Origin of the sequence: Brevundimonas nasdae (assembly GCF_019395145.1) — a bacterium.
Lineage (GTDB): Bacteria > Pseudomonadota > Alphaproteobacteria > Caulobacterales > Caulobacteraceae > Brevundimonas > Brevundimonas nasdae.
Genome location: NZ_CP080034.1, coordinates 1,711,753 through 1,727,598 on the forward strand (window position 1 = coordinate 1,711,753; position 15,846 = coordinate 1,727,598).

A 15,846-nucleotide genomic window follows, 5' to 3' on the forward strand; every position below is an offset into this window, starting at 1 on the left:
GCCTGTCCTCCTGAGCCCGTTCATATACCCCAGACGGGTATCTTGCGATATACCCCCCATGGGTATATGTGAGCCCTTCGGTCAGCCGGAGAGAGCGACATGTCCACGCATCCTCACAATCATGCCTCGGGTCACGCCTGCTGCGGGGCGAAGGCCTTGGATGGCGCGGCTACGGTCAAGGATCCCGTCTGCGGCAAGTCGGTCGATCTCACGACTACCGCTCACCGAGCCAGTCATGGCGGTCAGGACTATTTCTTCTGCTCGGCGGGGTGCCGGACCAAATTCATCGGCGATCCGATGCGTTACCTGAACCCTCGCGTGGAGGCCGAGCCGGCCGTTCCCGGCGCCATCTACACCTGCCCGATGCACCCCGAGATCCGGCAGGAAGGCCCAGGCTCCTGCCCGATCTGCGGCATGGCGCTTGAGCCGGAGACGGTCACGGCGGAAGCCCCGCCCAACCACGAGCTGATCGACTTCACCAGACGCTTTTGGGTTGGTCTGGTCCTGACCCTGCCGGTCTTCGCCCTGGAAATGGGCGGACACCTGGCCAATCTCCACATGTTCATCCCGGGCCAGATGTCGAACTGGATCCAGTTCGCTTTGGCGACCCCCGTGGTTCTCTGGTGCGGCTGGCCCTTCTTCGAGCGCGGCTGGACATCGCTGCGCACCCGGCGGCTGAATATGTTCACCCTGATCGCCATGGGGGTCGGCGTGGCATGGCTTTACAGCGTCGTGGCCGTCGTCGCGCCAACCCTGTTCCCGCCCGCCTTCCTGAAGGCCGACGGAAGCGCGCCGGTGTATTTCGAGGCGGCGGCGGTCATCACCGTGCTGGTCCTCGTCGGGCAGATTCTGGAACTGCGCGCCCGCGAACAGACGTCGGGCGCGATCCGAGCCCTGCTGGACCTCACGCCCAAGACCGCGCGCCGAATCCGGGCGGACGGCGTCGATGAAGATGTCTCGCTTGACCAGATCGCCGTCGGCGACCGCCTGCGGGTAAGGCCCGGAGAGAAGATCCCGGTCGATGGCGAACTCCTGGAGGGTCGGGTCGCTGTCGACGAATCCATGGTGACCGGCGAGTCCATGCCGGTGACCAAGGATGTCGGCGACCGCGTCGTGGCCGGCGCGCTCAACAAGACCGGATCCTTCATCATGCGCGCCGACAAGGTGGGCGCCGACACCCTGCTGTCGCAGATCGTCCAGATGGTGGCCCAGGCCCAGCGCAGTCGCGCCCCGATCCAGCGGCTGGCCGATACGGTCTCCGGATGGTTCGTTCCCACGGTGATCGCGATCGCCCTGCTCGCCGCCGTCGTCTGGGGCCTGGTCGGTCCCGAGCCCCGTTTGTCCTACGCCCTGGTCGCCGCCGTTTCGGTGCTCATCATCGCCTGTCCCTGTGCGTTGGGTCTGGCGACGCCGATCTCGATCATGGTCGGGGTGGGACGTGGCGCCCACGCCGGCGTCCTGATCAAAAACGCCGAGGCGCTCGAACGCTTCGAGAAGGTCGACACTCTCGTTCTGGACAAGACCGGCACCCTGACGGAGGGCCGTCCGTCGGTAACGGCGATCCTGCCCGCCCTCGGCTTCGTTGAAGCCGACATCTTGCGTCTTTCGGCCAGCCTCGAGCGGGGCAGCGAACATCCGTTGGCCGACGCGATTGTCCGGGCAGCCAAGGACCGGGACATCCCCCTTACCGAGGCCGTGGACTTCGACAGCCCGGTCGGTCGCGGCGTTCGCGGGACGATTGAGGGCCGCCAGGTCGCCCTGGGCAACACCCGTTTTCTCGGCGAGCTTTCGATCGACGTCTCCGCGCTGGAGCCGAAGGCGGAGGCCCTTCGCCACGACGGCGCCACCGCCATATTCGTGGCGATCGACGGAAAGGCGGCCGGGGTCATCGGCATCGCCGATCCCATCAAGGCCACCACGCCGGCTGCGATCCTCGCGCTGAAAGCGGCCGGTCTGCGGCTGGTGATGATGACCGGGGACAACCGGACGACGGCCGAAGCGGTCGCGCGTCGCCTCGGCATCGACGAAGTCCAGGCGGAGGTTCTGCCGCAGGACAAGGCGTCTGTCGTTCAACAGCTTCGTTCGCAGGGTCGGATCGTCGCCATGGCGGGGGATGGCGTCAACGATGCCCCTGCCCTCGCCGCAGCCGATGTCGGCGTCGCCATGGGGGCGGGTTCGGACGTCGCCATCGAGAGCGCCGGCGTCACGCTGCTGGGCGGTGATCTGCAAGGCATCGTGCGCGCACGGCATCTGTCCCGTGCGGTGATGGGCAACATCCGCCAGAACCTCGTTTTCGCCTTCGGCTACAACGCCCTTGGCATCCCCGTGGCGGCTGGCCTGCTTTATCCCGTCTTCGGCTGGCTTCTCTCGCCTGCCCTTGCGGCGCTCGCAATGGCGCTCTCCTCGGTCAGCGTCATCGGCAATGCGCTGAGACTGCGCGCGGTGAGGCTTTAGCCAAGATAGGCAATCAACAGTCCGCCCACCCACCTAAGGGAGGAACCGGCTGTGACGGGCCGGATTGATTTAGACGCTGACCGCAGTCTCCAAGCATTCGCAGCGGCAGGCGATGACGAACTGAAATTTCTGAAGAGGATACGGACGATGTCTCATCAACAGATGGACCACGGCGGTCAAGGCAACGCTCGTGGACTTGGCCCTTACCGAAGCCTGTACCTGGAGTTGGCGCTCGACTTCGTCATCATGTACCTGGTCATGTACACGATGATCGCCACGCTCGGTCACTTCTATCTCAACCTGAACAACGTCTACATGACCCTGATGATGGTCGCGCCGATGGCGGTCCTCATGCTCGTCTTCATGCGGTCCATGTACCCGTCGCGCAAAACAAACCTGGCCATTGGCGCGGTCGCGGCCGTGATCTTCGTCGGCAGCTTCATCGGCATGCGCACCCAGGCGTTCGTTGGCGACGACGAATTCCTGCGATCGATGATCCCGCACCATTCCGGGGCCGTGTTGATGTGCGAGCAAGCCTCCCTGACAGATCCGGAGATCATCGCTTTGTGCGACGGCATCGTGCGTGGTCAACAGGCGGAGATCGCCCAGATGCAGGCGCTCCTCGAGAAGCGTCGCCGCTGACCCCGGCGTGCGGGGGAAGGCCTCAGCCGCCGCCCGCTTCCTCTTCATGAGGGACGCGGTCGTGTGGCGCGTAGAGAAGCAGAAGGCCGGGACCGGCCAAACGTCTGGAGACTGAGTATGCGTTACTTCCACCCCGCGCCCTTCATCGCCGTCGCGGCGGTCGTGGCCTTCGCCGCCGGACCGGCGGCGGCCCACGCTCGCCTGGTCAGCGCCACCCCGGCGCCCGACTCCACCGTGGCCGCGACCCGGACGCTGACCCTGACCTTCAGCGAACGCAGCGTTCCCGCCTTTTCCGGCTTCGACGTCGTCAATGCGGCGGGGGAGAAGATCGCGATCCGCACCTCGGTGGCCGAGGACGGCAGGACCCTCACGGGCGCGCTGGCTCGCCCGCTGGCCGCCGGCGCCTACCGTGTCGACTGGCGTATCGCGTCGAGCGACGGCCACCGCATGACGGGATCCTACGCCTTCACGGTGCGCTGACGCCGTGCTGGAAGTCGCGGTCATCGCGCTTCGCTGGCTTCAATACGGCGGCGGCGTCGTCCTTCTCGGCGCGCCGCTGTTCCTTCTCTACAGCTTCAAAGACGCCGACGCGCCGAACCTGGAATGGTCGCGACCGACATTGCGCCTCGCCGCGATCATCGTCGCGCTCGGCTCGCTCGCCGCCCTGGTGGCACAGACGGCCGTCATGGCGGGGTCGCTGGGCGAAGCCGTCAAACCCGCGTCCCTGTCCTTCATGGTCACCGGCACGGCCCTGGGCATGGCGATGGTCGTGCGGGCCGCCGCCGCCTTGCTTGGGCTCGTCGCCTTGGTCGCCCTGAAACCCGGTCGCGCGCTCTGGAGCGTGACGGCCGCCTTGGGTCTGATGGTGGCCGCCAGCTTCGCGTGGACGGGTCACGGCGCGGCCACCGAGGGCCCTGGCGGGCCCCTCCATCTTGTCGCCAACATCATTCACGCGGTGGCAGCGGCCTTGTGGCTGGGCGCCCTGGCGGCGTTGACGGCCCTGCTTCTGCGCCGAGCCGGTCCGGACGACCTTGCAATCCATCGCGCCCTGCATGGCTTCGCCGGCCTTGGAACGCTCGCGGTCCTGTTGCTGGTGCTGACCGGTCTCGTGAACAGCTGGTTCCTGATCGGTCCCGAGCGCGTGGCGTCGATCGCGGGCAACCTCTACGGCCAGCTTCTGGTCGCCAAGCTCGTCCTCTTCGGTTTGATGCTTGCGCTGGCGGCGAGCAACCGGTTCCGGCTGACGCCGACACTGGGCTCTGCGCTGGAGACGGGCCAACCCTCCGTCGCCGCCATGAGCGCGCTCCGGCGCAGCCTGTTGATCGAAACGGGTCTGGGACTCGCCCTGATCGGCGTCGTGGCGGTCATGGGAACCCTGCCGCCCCCGGCGTCTCTGTAGGCTCGATTGCAATGATCAAAATGAGATCGTCGCTCCGCCGACCGTTGAAGTATGATCAGACAATGCCGTTCCTGCGTCATGACCTCCTCCGACTGACGACCGCGCTGCTCGCGGCGTTTGCCGTGCTGTTCGTGTCCACCGCTTCGATCGCCTGCGAAGCTCCGGTCGATCAGGATATGGCGTCCATGTCGATGAGCGGCGACGGCGTCCCGTGCGAGCCGAAGACCGTCAGGATCTCGTGCCATAAGGCGTGTCTGGCCATCTGCCAGGGCCTTGTCCCCCAGGGCGGTGAATCCACCCACGCACGGGTCTATGCGTCTGTCCTCTATCCATCCCTTGATGCGCGGCATGCCGATTTCAGTGTGGAGGCGGACGACCCGCCCCCACGACGCTGATCCTGTTGAAGATGACCGAACTCATTCAATCAAACAGAGATCATAACCATGAAACGCACTCTCACCCTCGCAGCCCTGTTGCTGCTGGCTTCCGGTTCAGCCGCCTTCGCGGCCGCGCCGGACGCCGTGGCGCAGGCCGTATGCGCTTGCTGCGACGCTATAGCAGCCTGCGCGGAAGCCTGCACCTGCTGCTGATCGTATGATCGGGGACGCCCGCCCGCGAGGGCGGGCGTCTTCTCGATGTTCCTCACCGACGTCGCAGAGCCGGCGACCCGCTGGCGCGGGCCTGAGCGTCAGCCGGGCGCGCGCGACGACCAGTGAATGTGGTGGATGCGCCAGCCGTCGGCATGGCGTCTGAGGACCATGGTTTCGGTCGTCAGGCGGTCCACGGCACGGCCGTTGAATTGGCCCGTGGTGCGGCCTTCGCTGGCGATCCAGGCGATGTCCCCATCGGCCCATCCCGATCTGCGCGTCACCGTCGCTTCAGAGGCCGCGGCGAAGGCGGCGTCCGAACCCAGGTGATGGGACGCATACTCGTCGCGCGATCGCTCCGCGCCACCCTCCTCGAAGATCATCACATCCGGCGCCATCAAGGCCAGGGCGACGGCCGTGTCGCCGGCCTTCAGGGCGACGTGAAAGGCGTCGACGGCCGCCGCCGCGTCCGTAGCTTCCGCGGCGACCGAGCCGGCGGCCTGGGCATGGCCGTGGGCGTGGTCCTGGGCGAAGGCGGGTGTCGCCGAAAGAACGGCGAGCGACAGGACGAGTGCGAGAGAGGTGCGGGACATGGCGAACTCCGGATTGTGGGTGATCTGAACGGGCTGAGCGCGATCTGCGTCAGGCCGGCGGGTTGTGGCGGGCGAACACGCGGGTCGCGCCCGAGCGAAGCACCAGCAGGGTGTCGTAGGGCTCCTTGCGCCCCTGCGGCGTCTCCATGCCGGGCGAACCGAGCGGCATGCCCGGGACCGCGACGCCCACCGCCGCCGGTCTCTCGGTCAGCAGTCGAATGACGTCCGGGGCCGGCACATGACCCTCGACCAGATAGCCATCGATCAGACCGGTATGACAGGAGGCGAGCGCGTCCGGCATGCCCCGGCTGCTCCGGACCGATTGAAGGCTTGGAAGGACGGTGATGGTGGTGGTGAAGCCCGCCTGGCGCATGTGCGCGATCCAGGCGTCGCAGCAGGCGCAGGTGGGCATCTTGAAGACCGTGAGGTTTCTGGACGGACGGGTCTGGGCGCAGGCGGACCCGCCCATGCCGATGAAGACGGCCGCGCCCATGAGTAGACGACGGTTCAGATTGGCGGGATTCAAAAGGGTTCTCCCTGATCGCTGTGGACGGATCGCTGCGCCTCGACAGGGTCGGCGCGCTGCGGCACCAGCCGCGCCCGCAACCACCGTCGGCCAGGCTGCTCGACGAAGACATGGATGGCGGCCGCGGCGGCGAGCGTCAACACAAGCATGGCGGCCAGTTCGACCAGGCCCATTCGATAGTCCGCACCCCAGCCGGAGAACGCCTGCGCCGCATTGCGCCACACCATCAGGATGGGGATGTGGACGAGATAGAGGGCGAACGACGCTTCGCCGGCGAACAGATGGACGGGGTGAGACAGGAAGGTCCGGACCGGAGCCTTGGCCAACAGGGCGAGCGACAGGATGAAGGGACCGGCCGCCGCCACGATGACCCGGTCGTCGGCGCCGATCTGCATGAGCGTCAGCAGCAGGGTCGTGGCGACCAGGGCGCCCATGAGGGACATTCGCGGCGAAGGCGTCCAGCGCTGACCGAGATAGTAGAGGCCAATGCCGTAGAGGAATTCGGGAATGATGCGCAGGATCCCGAGGCTGTCCTCGGCGCGAGGCAGCATCCGGCCGAACCAGGCGCGGTAGAAGGCGTCCAAAGCGACGAAAAACAGCATGGCGAGTGCAATCAGGACCCACGGCCTGGCCCGCAGCCGGAGCGCGAGGGCGGCATAGGCGGGGAAGGCCAGATAGGCGAACCACTCCGCCGACAGCGACCAGGCCGGTCCGTTCCAGAGCGCCATGCTCTCGCGCGGGAACCACGCCTGTACGAGCAGAAGGGTGCCCGCGAAGTCGACGGGATTAAACCGGCCAGGCTCCAGCCCGACGCCGAACACCGGCGCGATCAGCACCAGCCCAAGCATGGCCAGGAGGATGAACAGGTGAGCCGGATAGATCCGGGCCAGGCGCGCCGCCAGGAATCGACCGTAGTTCGGGGCCCGGTCTCCCTGCAGGTAGACGTGGGTCAGGATGAAGCCCGACAGGATGAAGAAGACATCCACGCCCAGGCGCGCGCGGTTCAACAAGCCCGCGCTCTCCGCCGGGAGGGTCCAGTAGAGCTGGAAGTGGAACAGCACGACGCCGAGGGCGAGAAAGAACCTCACGCCCGTGAGCGGATCGAGCACGTCGGGGAATGGAACCCGCCTGGGCCCTGCTCTGTCGCTCACGTCTTTTCCCCGGACGACAGGGCGCGTCCCGGTCGTCTCTGGTATCTACGCGGGCGACGGCTCGTCCCCTCGTGAGGGGACCGGAAGGCCGGCGCGTATGGCAAGTGGGGCGTGACGCAGGTGCGCAATGACTGACGACATGAATGAGTTGATCGCAGCGGTCGGGCCGGGCGACGCCGGCCGGCTGGTCGGCATGGAAGACGCGGTCTGGGTGCGGATCGGCGAACGCAGGGAGCGTGCCCGCATGGGTCAGGTTCGGGTCGCCGCCGTTGCGCTCGCTCTGGTGATTGGCGTCGCGAACGGAGGGCTGATGCTCATGGCTCCACGGCCGGAGCCGTCCGAGATGCGGATTTTCACGGTCTCGGCGGGCTTGTCGCCTCTCTCCGGCCTGGACGTTCGGGGATGAGGGCCGCCTGGAAGTCGATCGTTATCACGGCCATCCTGGCCGCGCTGGCCAGCGGCGCGGCGACCTGGGCGAGCGCGACCTGGGTCATGCGGGAGCGGCAGCCGCCAAGCCTGCACAGCGTCGTCCATGAGAAACTCGACCTGAGCCCTGAGCAGGATCGACGGCTCGACGTGGTCGAAGCCCGGTTCGCCGCTCAGCGGCCGGCGCTCGAAGCGGAAGTCCGCGCGGCCAATCGCGAACTGGCGGCCGCTATCGCCGCCAGTGACGGCGACACGCCCCAGGTCCAGGCCGCGGTCGATCATTTCCACGCGGCCATGGGCGATCTTCAGAAGGCGACGATCACCCACGTGTTCGAGATGCGATCCGTCCTGAGCCCGGCGCAGGCCGAGGTGTTCGACGCCGCCGTCGTCGAGGCCCTGCACGACGACGCCGGCTAAGCGGCGCGCGTGGGTGCCGAGCAGAGCATCGAGGCCCGTGCGGCGACCGGAGACCGGGCGGCCTTCACCGCCTTGATGGCCGCCACAAAGGCAGATCTCTACCGGTTCGTGCGCCGCTATGTCGGCGATGAGTCCGAAGCGCATGACGTGCTTCAGGAAAGCTATGCGTCCGCCTGGCTCGCCCTGCGGCGGTATGATCCGGCGCGGCCGTTCGACGTCTGGCTGCGCTCCATCGCTCTCAACAAATGTCGAGACTGGGGCCGGCGGCGCGCGGTCCGCCGGGTTGTGCGCGGCGTCATGGGCCTGGAGGCGCCCGAGGCGGCGGCGGTGGGCGACGATGCGCCGTCACCCGAGACACGGCTGGACGATCAGCGCAGGGCCGAAGCTCTGCAACGCGCCTTGCGGGACCTTCCCGACGCCCTGAAGGGGCCGCTTCTGCTCGCCACGCTCGAGGGACGGTCTCACGCCGAGATCGCCTCGATCCTCGGTATTACGCCCAAGGCGGTCGAGACCCGCGTCGCCCGCGCCCGCAAGACCTTGACGGCGGCTTTGGCCCAAGCTTCCGGCGGAAACGCTTGACCTTGCCCTGATGGGAAGATGCACAAGCTGCAATCCCGACGTCTGCGGCATCCTGACGCGAGGGATACGCCGCCCGGCCGCGTATCTGAACGAACGGCTGAATAGCCCGACCAAGGAATTTCTCGCCTATGTCCACGCCCCGCCTCGATCGCCGAACGCTTCTCCGTGGCGCAGCCGCCGGCGGCGGGCTGCTGGGCCTGCAGGGTCTGCTCCCCGCCTGGGCGCAAACCGGATCGGCGGGACTGCGGGCGGATCTTCCGACGCTGACGGGACCGAACATCGACCTGACCGTCGGACACACGCCCTTCACCGTGGGCGGCCGCACCGGCCATGCGGTGACCATCAACGGCGTTCTGCCGGCGCCGCTGCTACGCCTTAGAGAAGGCCAGAACGTCCGGCTAGCGGTGACCAATACGCTGGACGAGGACACCTCAATCCACTGGCACGGCCTGCTCGTCCCGTTCCAGATGGATGGTGTTCCTGGCATCAGCTTCCCCGGCATCAAGGCCCGTGAGACCTTCGTCTACGAGTTCCCGATCAAGCAGTCGGGCACCTTCTGGTATCACAGTCACTCTGGCCTACAGGAGGCGATGGGTCACTACGGCCCAATCGTGATCGACCCGGCGGGCGCCGATCCGGTCGCCTACGACCGCGAGCATGTGCTGGTCCTGTCGGACTGGAGTTTCATGCATCCGCACGAAATCCTGGCCAAGCTGAAGAAGAGCCCGGGTTACTTCAACCAGCAGCGCACCACGCTGGCGGGGCTCATGGACGGCAGCGACCGCATGAGCCTGGAGGAACGGCGCATGTGGGGCCAGATGCGGATGGACCCGCGCGACATCCTCGACGTCAGCGGGTCGACCTACACCTATCTGATCAACGGCCATGGACCGCAGGAGAACTGGACCGGCCTGTTCCGGCCCGGCGAGCGGGTGCGGCTGCGCATCATCAACGCGTCGGCCATGTCCATCTTCAACGTTCGCATCCCGGGCTTGCCGATGACCGTGGTGCAGGCCGACGGCGAGAACGTGCGCCCGGTCGAGACGGACGAGTTCCAGATTTCGGTCGCCGAGACCTACGACGTCATCGTCCAGCCGACCGAGGACCGCGCCTACACCATCGTCTCCGAAGCCATCGACCGGTCCGGCATGGGCCGGGCGACCCTGGCGCCGCGCCTGGGCATGACCGCCGAGGTCCCTCCCCTGCGAGAGGTCCCGAACCTCACCATGCGCGACATGGGCATGGGCGGAATGGATCACGGCGCGATGGCCGACATGTCCGGTATGGATCATGGCGCGATGGCCGGCATGGACCACGCGGCTCCGGCCCAGAACGCGCCCGCGGCCGGCGAGATGGCCGGGATGTCCATGTCGGGCATGAACATGCGCGATCCCGAGAACGCTCCGCCCGACATGGCGGTGGGCGTCGGCGTCGATGCGATCGCCATGGATCCCGCCAACCGTCTGGGTGAGCGTCCGATCGGTCTCACTACAGTCGATCATCGCGTCCTCGTCTACACCGACCTGGTGTCGCTCCAGCCGAACAAGGACCCGCGCCCCCCGTCTCGGACGATGGAGATCCACCTGACAGGCAACATGGAGCGGTTCATGTGGGGCTTCGACGGCCGAAAGTTCAGCGAACTGGTCGAACCGATCCGCTTCGAGCGCAACGAGCGGGTGCGGGTGACCCTGGTCAACGACACCATGATGGCCCACCCGATCCATCTGCATGGTCATTTCTTTGAACTGGTGACCGGCGGACCCACCGGTCACCAGCCCCTCAAGCATACGGTCAACGTCGCGCCCGGCGGCAAGGTGACCTTCGATCTGACCGCCGACGCGCCCGGCGACTGGGCCTTCCACTGCCACATGCTGATGCACATGCACGCCGGCATGTTCAATGTTGTGACGGTGCGGCCCATGGACGGAGCCGCGTCATGAGCCGCCTCGCCGTCGCCCTCGCCCCGCTGGTGCTCGCCGTCAGCGCCTTCAGCGCCCAGGCCCAGGACACTCACACGGGCCACACTATGCCGGCGACCGCGGCGCCGGCCCGACCGGCGCAGGATCCGCACGCCGGTCACGTCATGCCGCCCGCGCAGACGCCGCCCGCCGCGGATCCGCATGCAGGCCACCGGATGCCGGCGCAGCCCGCGCCCGTAGACCCGCAGGCGGGACACCAGATGCCGGCGGCGACGCCCGGCCAGGCTGATCCACACGCGGGCCACGACATGTCGGCCATGTCACCCGCGCAGACCGACCCTCACGCCGGGCATGACATGTCGACCATGAGCATGGGGCCGCCCAATGTGGCGACCAGCGCCGACAACCCCGGCCGTCCTCCGGAGGACCCGCTCCCGCCCGCCGCCCTGGCCGGCCCTGTCCACGCTGCCGATCTCGTCTTCGGCGCCGAGGCCATGGCCGCCTCTCGCCGGACCCTGATTCACGAAAACGGCGACGTCCGCACCACGGCCGTCATTCTCGATCGCCTCGAAGCCGGCTTCGGCGACGGCGGCGAGACCTACCTCTGGGACGTCCAGGGCTGGACGGGCGGCGACATCAACCGCTTCTGGTGGAAATCCGAGGGCGAAGGCGATTTCAACGGCGCGCTCGAGGACGCCGAAGTCCAGGCTCTCTACAGCCGCGCCGTGACGCCCTTCTGGGACCTCCAGGCCGGCGTGCGACAGGACTTCCGGCCCGACGGCGAAGATACGACGCATCTGGTCCTCGGCCTGCAGGGCCTGGCGCCCCATTGGTGGGAAGTCGACGCCGCCGCCTTCCTGTCGACCGACGGCGACCTGACCGCCCGCGTCGAGGCCGAATACGACCTGCGCATCACCCAGCGCCTGATCCTTCAGCCCCGCCTCGAAATCGACGCTTCGGCCAGCGACATTCCGGAACTGGAGATTGGCTCGGGCGTGTCCTCGGTCGAGGCGGGCCTGCGACTGCGCTACGAGTTCCGCAAGGAGTTCGCCCCCTATGTCGGCGTCGAGTGGAGCCGCGCGCTCGGAGACACAGCCGGCTACATCGAAGCCCGCGGCGGCGAGGCCGAGGACATCCGGTTCATCGTCGGCCTCAAGGCCTGGTTCTAACCGAAGGAGACCACCCCTTGATCCGCATTCTCACCCTCACGGCGGCCCTGGCTTTCGCCGGCGCCGCCTCCGCCCAGGATCCGCACGCCGGCCACAGCATGCCGGCGCAGGCCGCCGCGACCCAGTCGGGAGTCACGACGGCTCCCGCGAACGGGGCGATGACCCAGGGCTCGCCGGAACGCTTCAGCGTCACCTTCCCGCATACGATGGTCCTCAAGACGGTCACGCTCACCGCCGAAGGTCAGGCCCCGGTCGAAGTGAGTGTCCCCGCAGCGCCCGCCGCCGCGACCGTCGGCGTGGCTCTTCCGCGTCTGGCCCCAGGAACCTACACTGCCGCCTGGACCGCCGAGGGCCCGGACGGCCACAAGATGTCCGGCTCGGTCAGCTTTATGGTTCACTAGGAGAACGACGATGAAAGTTTCCAACCTGCTGGCCGCCGCCGGCGCGATCCTAACCCTGAGCGCCGGCGCGGCCCTCGCCGCCGAAGGTTGCGAGTGCTGCAAGGACATGGCCGCGGACGCCGCCATGAGCTGCTGCGACGAGATGAAGACCGAGCCCGCCCCGCCCGAGCCGACGCCGCCCGCCCCGGCGCCGTCGGATACGCCCGCGCCTCAGGGCCACGCCGACCACAACTGATCGTCGCATCGATGGTTTCCGGCGGTTTCCCGTGGGGGAGCCGCCGGACGCCTCAGTTCTGGATAAGGCGGATCAAGTTTCCGTCCGGGTCGATGAGCGCGCCGATCCGCAGTCCCGACTCCTCAAGCTTCGGCGCGTGCAGGCGAGGGTGGCCCCAGCAGGTTTTCGGCAATCCTGAAACGACGCACTCTGCGTAAAACCCGTCCAGGTCGTCCAGCCGCAGGCAGCAGCTGAAGTTGCTGGTCAGCGGATCCACGTCCGGATGCGGGAAGAACTCCAGCGTCAAACCGCCCCTTTTCAGGATCATCCAGCCTTTGTCGCGCCAGTCCTGTTCGAAGCCCAGTCGAGTGTAGAACTGGGACGTAACTTCGAAATCCCGCGACGGTAGGTTGGGCGTGGCGTGGTCGGTCACGGCGAACTCCGGGAATGCAGCAATGCCGCCGTAGCCTAGCTGCAACACCCCTTGCCATCTACCTGGATCGGCGGACACGGCACGTCGGCATAGGAGCAGAACACGCAGCAGTCGCCGGGTAGGGGCTTCAGCTTCACGCCGCAGCCGAGACAATCGTAAAACCAGATGCAGGCGTCGGTGGGCATGGTCTCCGTCGCGACATGACCGCAATCCGGGCAGGTCAGCGTCGAGTCTAGAACGATGGCCCGGGTCATCGCATGGCCGCCAGTCGCGTCATGGCCCACGGCTCGATGTACGGCTGCCAGGCCATGGACAGGACGATCAGCAGACTGGCGATCACCAGCAGCCAGAAGGCGAGCCGCGAAGGGTGGCGGCAGGCCCCGTCTTTCCGACACATCCGCAGGCGACGCCAATGCAGCAGCCAGCCCGCGGCCAGGATGACGGCGGCCAGAAGCGTCAGCCAGTTCCGCGCACCCGCGATGACCGCGGCGCCGGCGAAGGATACGCCCGCCACGGACAGAGCCAGAGGCAACACACAGCACGCGGCCCAGGCGAACACCGAGGCGACACCGCCGAGGGCGGCCGAGGCGCTGACGGCGACCTCGGGCATGCGGGGCCGGTCGTAATCGATGGCCATGGGACCTCCCGTTCGATTTCTGCTACAGGCTACAACCCGTAGCCGCTACAGGATCAAGAGCCATGTCCGCACGAAGTTTGACGATCGGGCGCCTCGCTGACAGCGCCGGGGTGAACCTGGAAACGGTGCGCTACTACGAACGTATCGGGTTGATGCCCGCGCCGGCCCGGACCGAGGGCGGCCACCGCAGCTACGAGCCGGAACACGCCCAGCGCCTGCGCTTCATCCGCCGGTCGCGCGAACTGGGCTTCGGCATCGACGCCATTCGGCGCCTGATCGCGCTGAGCGAGCCGGGCGTTCAGGCGTGCTGCGAAGTCCGCGACATGGCCCAAGACCACATCGCCAGCGTGGACGCCAAGATCGAGGATCTGCAGAGGCTACGGAAAGTGCTGAGGCAGGCTGTGGCCGACTGCAGTGAAGGCGGGCGGGTTAGGTGCCCGGTGATTGATGAGCTGGGCTCGAGCTAGCGTCGAAGCTACGACCCTGTGCCGATGACAGCGGTCAGCCTCAGTGCCGTGAAGGCCTGATCGACGCGGCCGCCTCGCGGCAAGCATCTTCGCAACGCCGGCATTCTTCGGCGCAGATACGGCAATGCTCGTGCATCTCGGCGTGCTTCTCGCACTCGATGGCGCAGTCGGCGCAAGCCTCGGCGCAGGTCTCGAGCATGCGCTTTATCAAGGCCTCGTTGCTGCCGGCGCGCCGCACGGCGAGCCCGGCCGTAGCCAGACAGACATCGGCGCAGTCGAGATCGAGCCGGATGCACTGGGTCAGGTCCCTGACCATCTCCTCGGCCAGGCAGGCGTCAGCGCAGATGCGGCATACGGCGGCGCAGCCGTAGCCCGCTTCGATCGCGCGAATGAGGCTGTCGTTCACGCTGCCGCGTACGTCGGGGTGGGTGCTGATCATTGGTTGGATTTGCATCGGAGGCTCCCTCGGGTGATCTGGATCCAACCCCGGCGCCGGGAAGATGTTCCGAACGGCGACGCCTCCCGACCTCGTCAAACCCGTACTTCGCCGAGCCGAGATCATGTGGAAATGCGGTGGACCAGACATCAGGGGCCGGCCGGCGACCTCAAGCTCACATGCATTCGACCACGGATCACTGAACCGCTTGCGATTTGGATCTCCGCACTTGCCCGCGAGAGTTCATCTACAATCGGCGGCGCAACCGAGATTGTGGGGTCGGCGGGCTCCGGAACAGAGAGGCGCTGGTCTTGAGCCAGGGACGTAATGCGTCGGCCCGGGCGCGCCGGGCCGGCCTCGTCCTCGCTGCCCTCGAGGGCCGAAGGCTCGTCTTCGCGAGCGGGCCCGCGCGAAAAGTCAGCCTGTTGGTCGCGCGCGCCGTGTTGCGCCTTATACGGCCGGGCGGAGGCCGTTGCCGCTCACATGCAGTTTTTGGCGCCTTCGGGGCCCCGCAAGCGTCGGCGGGCTAGCTCTCGACGCCACGGTTCGCCGCAGCGGACGCTTCGCCTCCGGCTTCCGCCGGCTCCTCAATCCCGTCGCCCATGACCATTCCACGGGGATCAGCGCTTGCGTGACCGGCCTCGTACGGTCGCGATACGTCAGCGAAGGCATGGTTGCGAGACCCCGGGCGCCTCAGGCGAACGGATTCGCTTGGCCGGGCCGGCCGAGCAGGGGGCTGTGTCCTGCCCGGGCGGGTGCGGGCCTTCTACCAGAGGTTCCGCTGCGATATGGGCGGACTTAGCCGGCGCTCAACGCCTGGGCGACGTCAGGTCAGGGCGCGACAACTGCGCCCGTCGCCAAACCGGCCCGCGCCCGCCATGGTGGGATTTGGACTCCCAAGGAGCGCTCACTTTGGTTCAAACTCGCCCGCGCTTGTCCCGCCGGACCCTCGTGTTCGGCCTGCCCCTGGTCGCCGTGGCCGGCCCGGCCCTCGCCGCGCCCCCGAAACGGATGATCGCCTACAAGACGCCATGGTGCGGCTGCTGCGGCGGCTGGATCGCCCACATGCGCCAGGCGGGCTGGAACGTCGAGGTCGTCGAGCGCGAGGATCTCGCCCCGATCCGGGCCCGGCATGGCATTCCGGACCGCCTCGCCTCGTGCCACACAGCGGTGGTCGGCGCCTACGCCATCGAGGGCCATGTTCCGTCGAGCGATGTCGAGCGGCTGCTCGGCGAACGCCCCGCCGCCCGCGCACTAAGCGCGCCCGGCATGCCGGCGGGCTCGCCGGGCATGGAGGCCGCCGGGCGCGAACCCTATGCGACCGTCCTGATCCTCAACGACGGTTCGACCCGCGTGTTCGGTCGCCACAACGGGGCCTGAGAAGGCGCACCGCCGG

22 protein-coding genes are annotated in these 15,846 nt (G+C 67.6%); 15 read left to right on the forward strand and 7 right to left on the reverse strand.

Annotated features, from left to right (window positions below; genetic code table 11):
* Positions 1 to 99 precede the first annotated feature (99 nt).
* The 6 genes from KWG56_RS08335 to KWG56_RS08360 all read left to right on the forward strand — a co-directional run bounded on the left by KWG56_RS08335 (position 100) and on the right by KWG56_RS08360 (position 5,085).
* Positions 100 to 2,454, forward strand: a complete 2,355-nt coding sequence (locus tag KWG56_RS08335; protein WP_040349359.1) for a heavy metal translocating P-type ATPase — start codon at positions 100 to 102, stop codon at positions 2,452 to 2,454.
* A 147-nt stretch (positions 2,455 to 2,601) separates the two neighbouring features.
* Positions 2,602 to 3,096: a DUF305 domain-containing protein gene (locus tag KWG56_RS08340; protein ID WP_228763639.1), complete on the forward strand. Its 495-nt coding sequence runs from the start codon at positions 2,602 to 2,604 to the stop codon at positions 3,094 to 3,096.
* Positions 3,097 to 3,213: 117 nt separating this feature from the next.
* A complete protein-coding gene (copC, locus tag KWG56_RS08345) occupies positions 3,214 to 3,576 on the forward strand; it encodes a copper homeostasis periplasmic binding protein CopC (RefSeq protein WP_008260662.1) in 363 nt (120 codons plus the stop codon).
* A 4-nt stretch (positions 3,577 to 3,580) separates the two neighbouring features.
* Complete coding sequence (gene copD, locus KWG56_RS08350) at positions 3,581 to 4,495, forward strand: copper homeostasis membrane protein CopD (RefSeq protein ID WP_008260446.1); 915 nt, start codon at positions 3,581 to 3,583, stop codon at positions 4,493 to 4,495.
* A 62-nt stretch (positions 4,496 to 4,557) separates the two neighbouring features.
* On the forward strand, positions 4,558 to 4,890 hold the full coding sequence (locus tag KWG56_RS08355; protein WP_219354429.1) for a hypothetical protein: 333 nt from the start codon (positions 4,558 to 4,560) through the stop codon (positions 4,888 to 4,890).
* Between the two features lie 48 nt (positions 4,891 to 4,938).
* A complete protein-coding gene (locus KWG56_RS08360; RefSeq protein WP_219354430.1) occupies positions 4,939 to 5,085 on the forward strand; it encodes a hypothetical protein in 147 nt (48 codons plus the stop codon).
* A 98-nt stretch (positions 5,086 to 5,183) separates the two neighbouring features.
* Here KWG56_RS08360 and KWG56_RS08365 read toward each other — a convergent pair whose 3' ends face one another.
* The 3 genes from KWG56_RS08365 to KWG56_RS08375 are packed head-to-tail and all read right to left on the reverse strand — an operon-like array spanning position 5,184 to position 7,310.
* Positions 5,184 to 5,675 carry a YybH family protein gene (locus KWG56_RS08365; RefSeq protein WP_219354431.1) on the reverse strand — a complete coding sequence of 164 codons (492 nt, stop codon included), beginning with the start codon at positions 5,673 to 5,675 and terminating at the stop codon, positions 5,184 to 5,186.
* A gap of 49 nt (positions 5,676 to 5,724) precedes the next feature.
* On the reverse strand, positions 5,725 to 6,201 hold the full coding sequence (locus KWG56_RS08370; RefSeq protein ID WP_219354432.1) for a DUF411 domain-containing protein: 477 nt from the start codon (positions 6,199 to 6,201) through the stop codon (positions 5,725 to 5,727).
* Positions 6,198 to 7,310: an acyltransferase family protein gene (locus KWG56_RS08375; protein WP_219354433.1), complete on the reverse strand. Its 1,113-nt coding sequence runs from the start codon at positions 7,308 to 7,310 to the stop codon at positions 6,198 to 6,200. Before KWG56_RS08375 ends, KWG56_RS08370 begins: the two co-directional genes overlap by 4 nt.
* 169 nt (positions 7,311 to 7,479) lie before the next feature.
* Between KWG56_RS08375 and KWG56_RS08380 the strand changes: the two genes are divergently transcribed.
* The 7 genes from KWG56_RS08380 to KWG56_RS08410 all read left to right on the forward strand — a co-directional run bounded on the left by KWG56_RS08380 (position 7,480) and on the right by KWG56_RS08410 (position 12,498).
* On the forward strand, positions 7,480 to 7,758 hold the full coding sequence (locus tag KWG56_RS08380) for a hypothetical protein (protein ID WP_040349357.1): 279 nt from the start codon (positions 7,480 to 7,482) through the stop codon (positions 7,756 to 7,758).
* On the forward strand, positions 7,755 to 8,195 hold the full coding sequence (locus tag KWG56_RS08385; protein ID WP_166604668.1) for a Spy/CpxP family protein refolding chaperone: 441 nt from the start codon (positions 7,755 to 7,757) through the stop codon (positions 8,193 to 8,195). The genes KWG56_RS08380 and KWG56_RS08385 overlap by 4 nt, the downstream gene beginning before the upstream one ends.
* A gap of 9 nt (positions 8,196 to 8,204) precedes the next feature.
* Positions 8,205 to 8,774, forward strand: a complete 570-nt coding sequence (locus KWG56_RS08390; protein ID WP_219354434.1) for an RNA polymerase sigma factor — start codon at positions 8,205 to 8,207, stop codon at positions 8,772 to 8,774.
* 128 nt (positions 8,775 to 8,902) lie between these two features.
* Entirely contained in the window at positions 8,903 to 10,714 is a 1,812-nt protein-coding gene (locus KWG56_RS08395; protein ID WP_008264371.1) for a copper resistance system multicopper oxidase, read from the forward strand.
* Positions 10,711 to 11,862 (forward strand): copper resistance protein B, encoded by a 1,152-nt coding sequence (locus KWG56_RS08400; protein ID WP_040349356.1) that lies wholly within the window; start codon positions 10,711 to 10,713, stop codon positions 11,860 to 11,862. The genes KWG56_RS08395 and KWG56_RS08400 overlap by 4 nt, the downstream gene beginning before the upstream one ends.
* A gap of 17 nt (positions 11,863 to 11,879) precedes the next feature.
* Positions 11,880 to 12,263 (forward strand): copper resistance CopC family protein, encoded by a 384-nt coding sequence (locus tag KWG56_RS08405; protein WP_008261639.1) that lies wholly within the window; start codon positions 11,880 to 11,882, stop codon positions 12,261 to 12,263.
* 10 nt (positions 12,264 to 12,273) lie between these two features.
* Positions 12,274 to 12,498 carry a hypothetical protein gene (locus KWG56_RS08410; RefSeq protein WP_008262058.1) on the forward strand — a complete coding sequence of 75 codons (225 nt, stop codon included), beginning with the start codon at positions 12,274 to 12,276 and terminating at the stop codon, positions 12,496 to 12,498.
* A 52-nt stretch (positions 12,499 to 12,550) separates the two neighbouring features.
* On the opposite strand, the gene KWG56_RS08415 is transcribed toward KWG56_RS08410, so the two are convergent.
* Genes KWG56_RS08415 through KWG56_RS08420 form a run of 3 tightly spaced genes read right to left on the reverse strand, consistent with a single transcriptional unit; the run spans position 12,551 to position 13,547 of the window.
* Complete coding sequence (locus KWG56_RS08415; RefSeq protein ID WP_040349972.1) at positions 12,551 to 12,910, reverse strand: bleomycin resistance protein; 360 nt, start codon at positions 12,908 to 12,910, stop codon at positions 12,551 to 12,553.
* Between the two features lie 35 nt (positions 12,911 to 12,945).
* Positions 12,946 to 13,164, reverse strand: coding sequence for a GDCCVxC domain-containing (seleno)protein (locus KWG56_RS18920; protein ID WP_083793340.1), 219 nt, complete (start codon positions 13,162 to 13,164; stop codon positions 12,946 to 12,948).
* Positions 13,161 to 13,547, reverse strand: a complete 387-nt coding sequence (locus tag KWG56_RS08420; RefSeq protein WP_008264030.1) for an MFS transporter permease — start codon at positions 13,545 to 13,547, stop codon at positions 13,161 to 13,163. Before KWG56_RS08420 ends, KWG56_RS18920 begins: the two co-directional genes overlap by 4 nt.
* A 62-nt stretch (positions 13,548 to 13,609) precedes the next feature.
* Here KWG56_RS08420 and KWG56_RS08425 point away from each other — a divergent pair, with 62 nt between their 5' ends.
* A complete protein-coding gene (locus KWG56_RS08425; RefSeq protein WP_040349355.1) occupies positions 13,610 to 14,014 on the forward strand; it encodes a MerR family transcriptional regulator in 405 nt (134 codons plus the stop codon).
* 40 nt (positions 14,015 to 14,054) lie between these two features.
* Here KWG56_RS08425 and KWG56_RS08430 read toward each other — a convergent pair whose 3' ends face one another.
* Positions 14,055 to 14,468: a four-helix bundle copper-binding protein gene (locus tag KWG56_RS08430; RefSeq protein ID WP_040349354.1), complete on the reverse strand. Its 414-nt coding sequence runs from the start codon at positions 14,466 to 14,468 to the stop codon at positions 14,055 to 14,057.
* Between the two features lie 933 nt (positions 14,469 to 15,401).
* On the opposite strand from KWG56_RS08430, the gene KWG56_RS08435 reads away from it, so the two are divergent.
* The gene (locus KWG56_RS08435; protein ID WP_134581245.1) at positions 15,402 to 15,830 is read left to right on the forward strand and encodes a DUF411 domain-containing protein; all 429 of its coding nucleotides are present in this window, start codon (positions 15,402 to 15,404) and stop codon (positions 15,828 to 15,830) included.
* Positions 15,831 to 15,846: the final 16 nt, after the last annotated feature.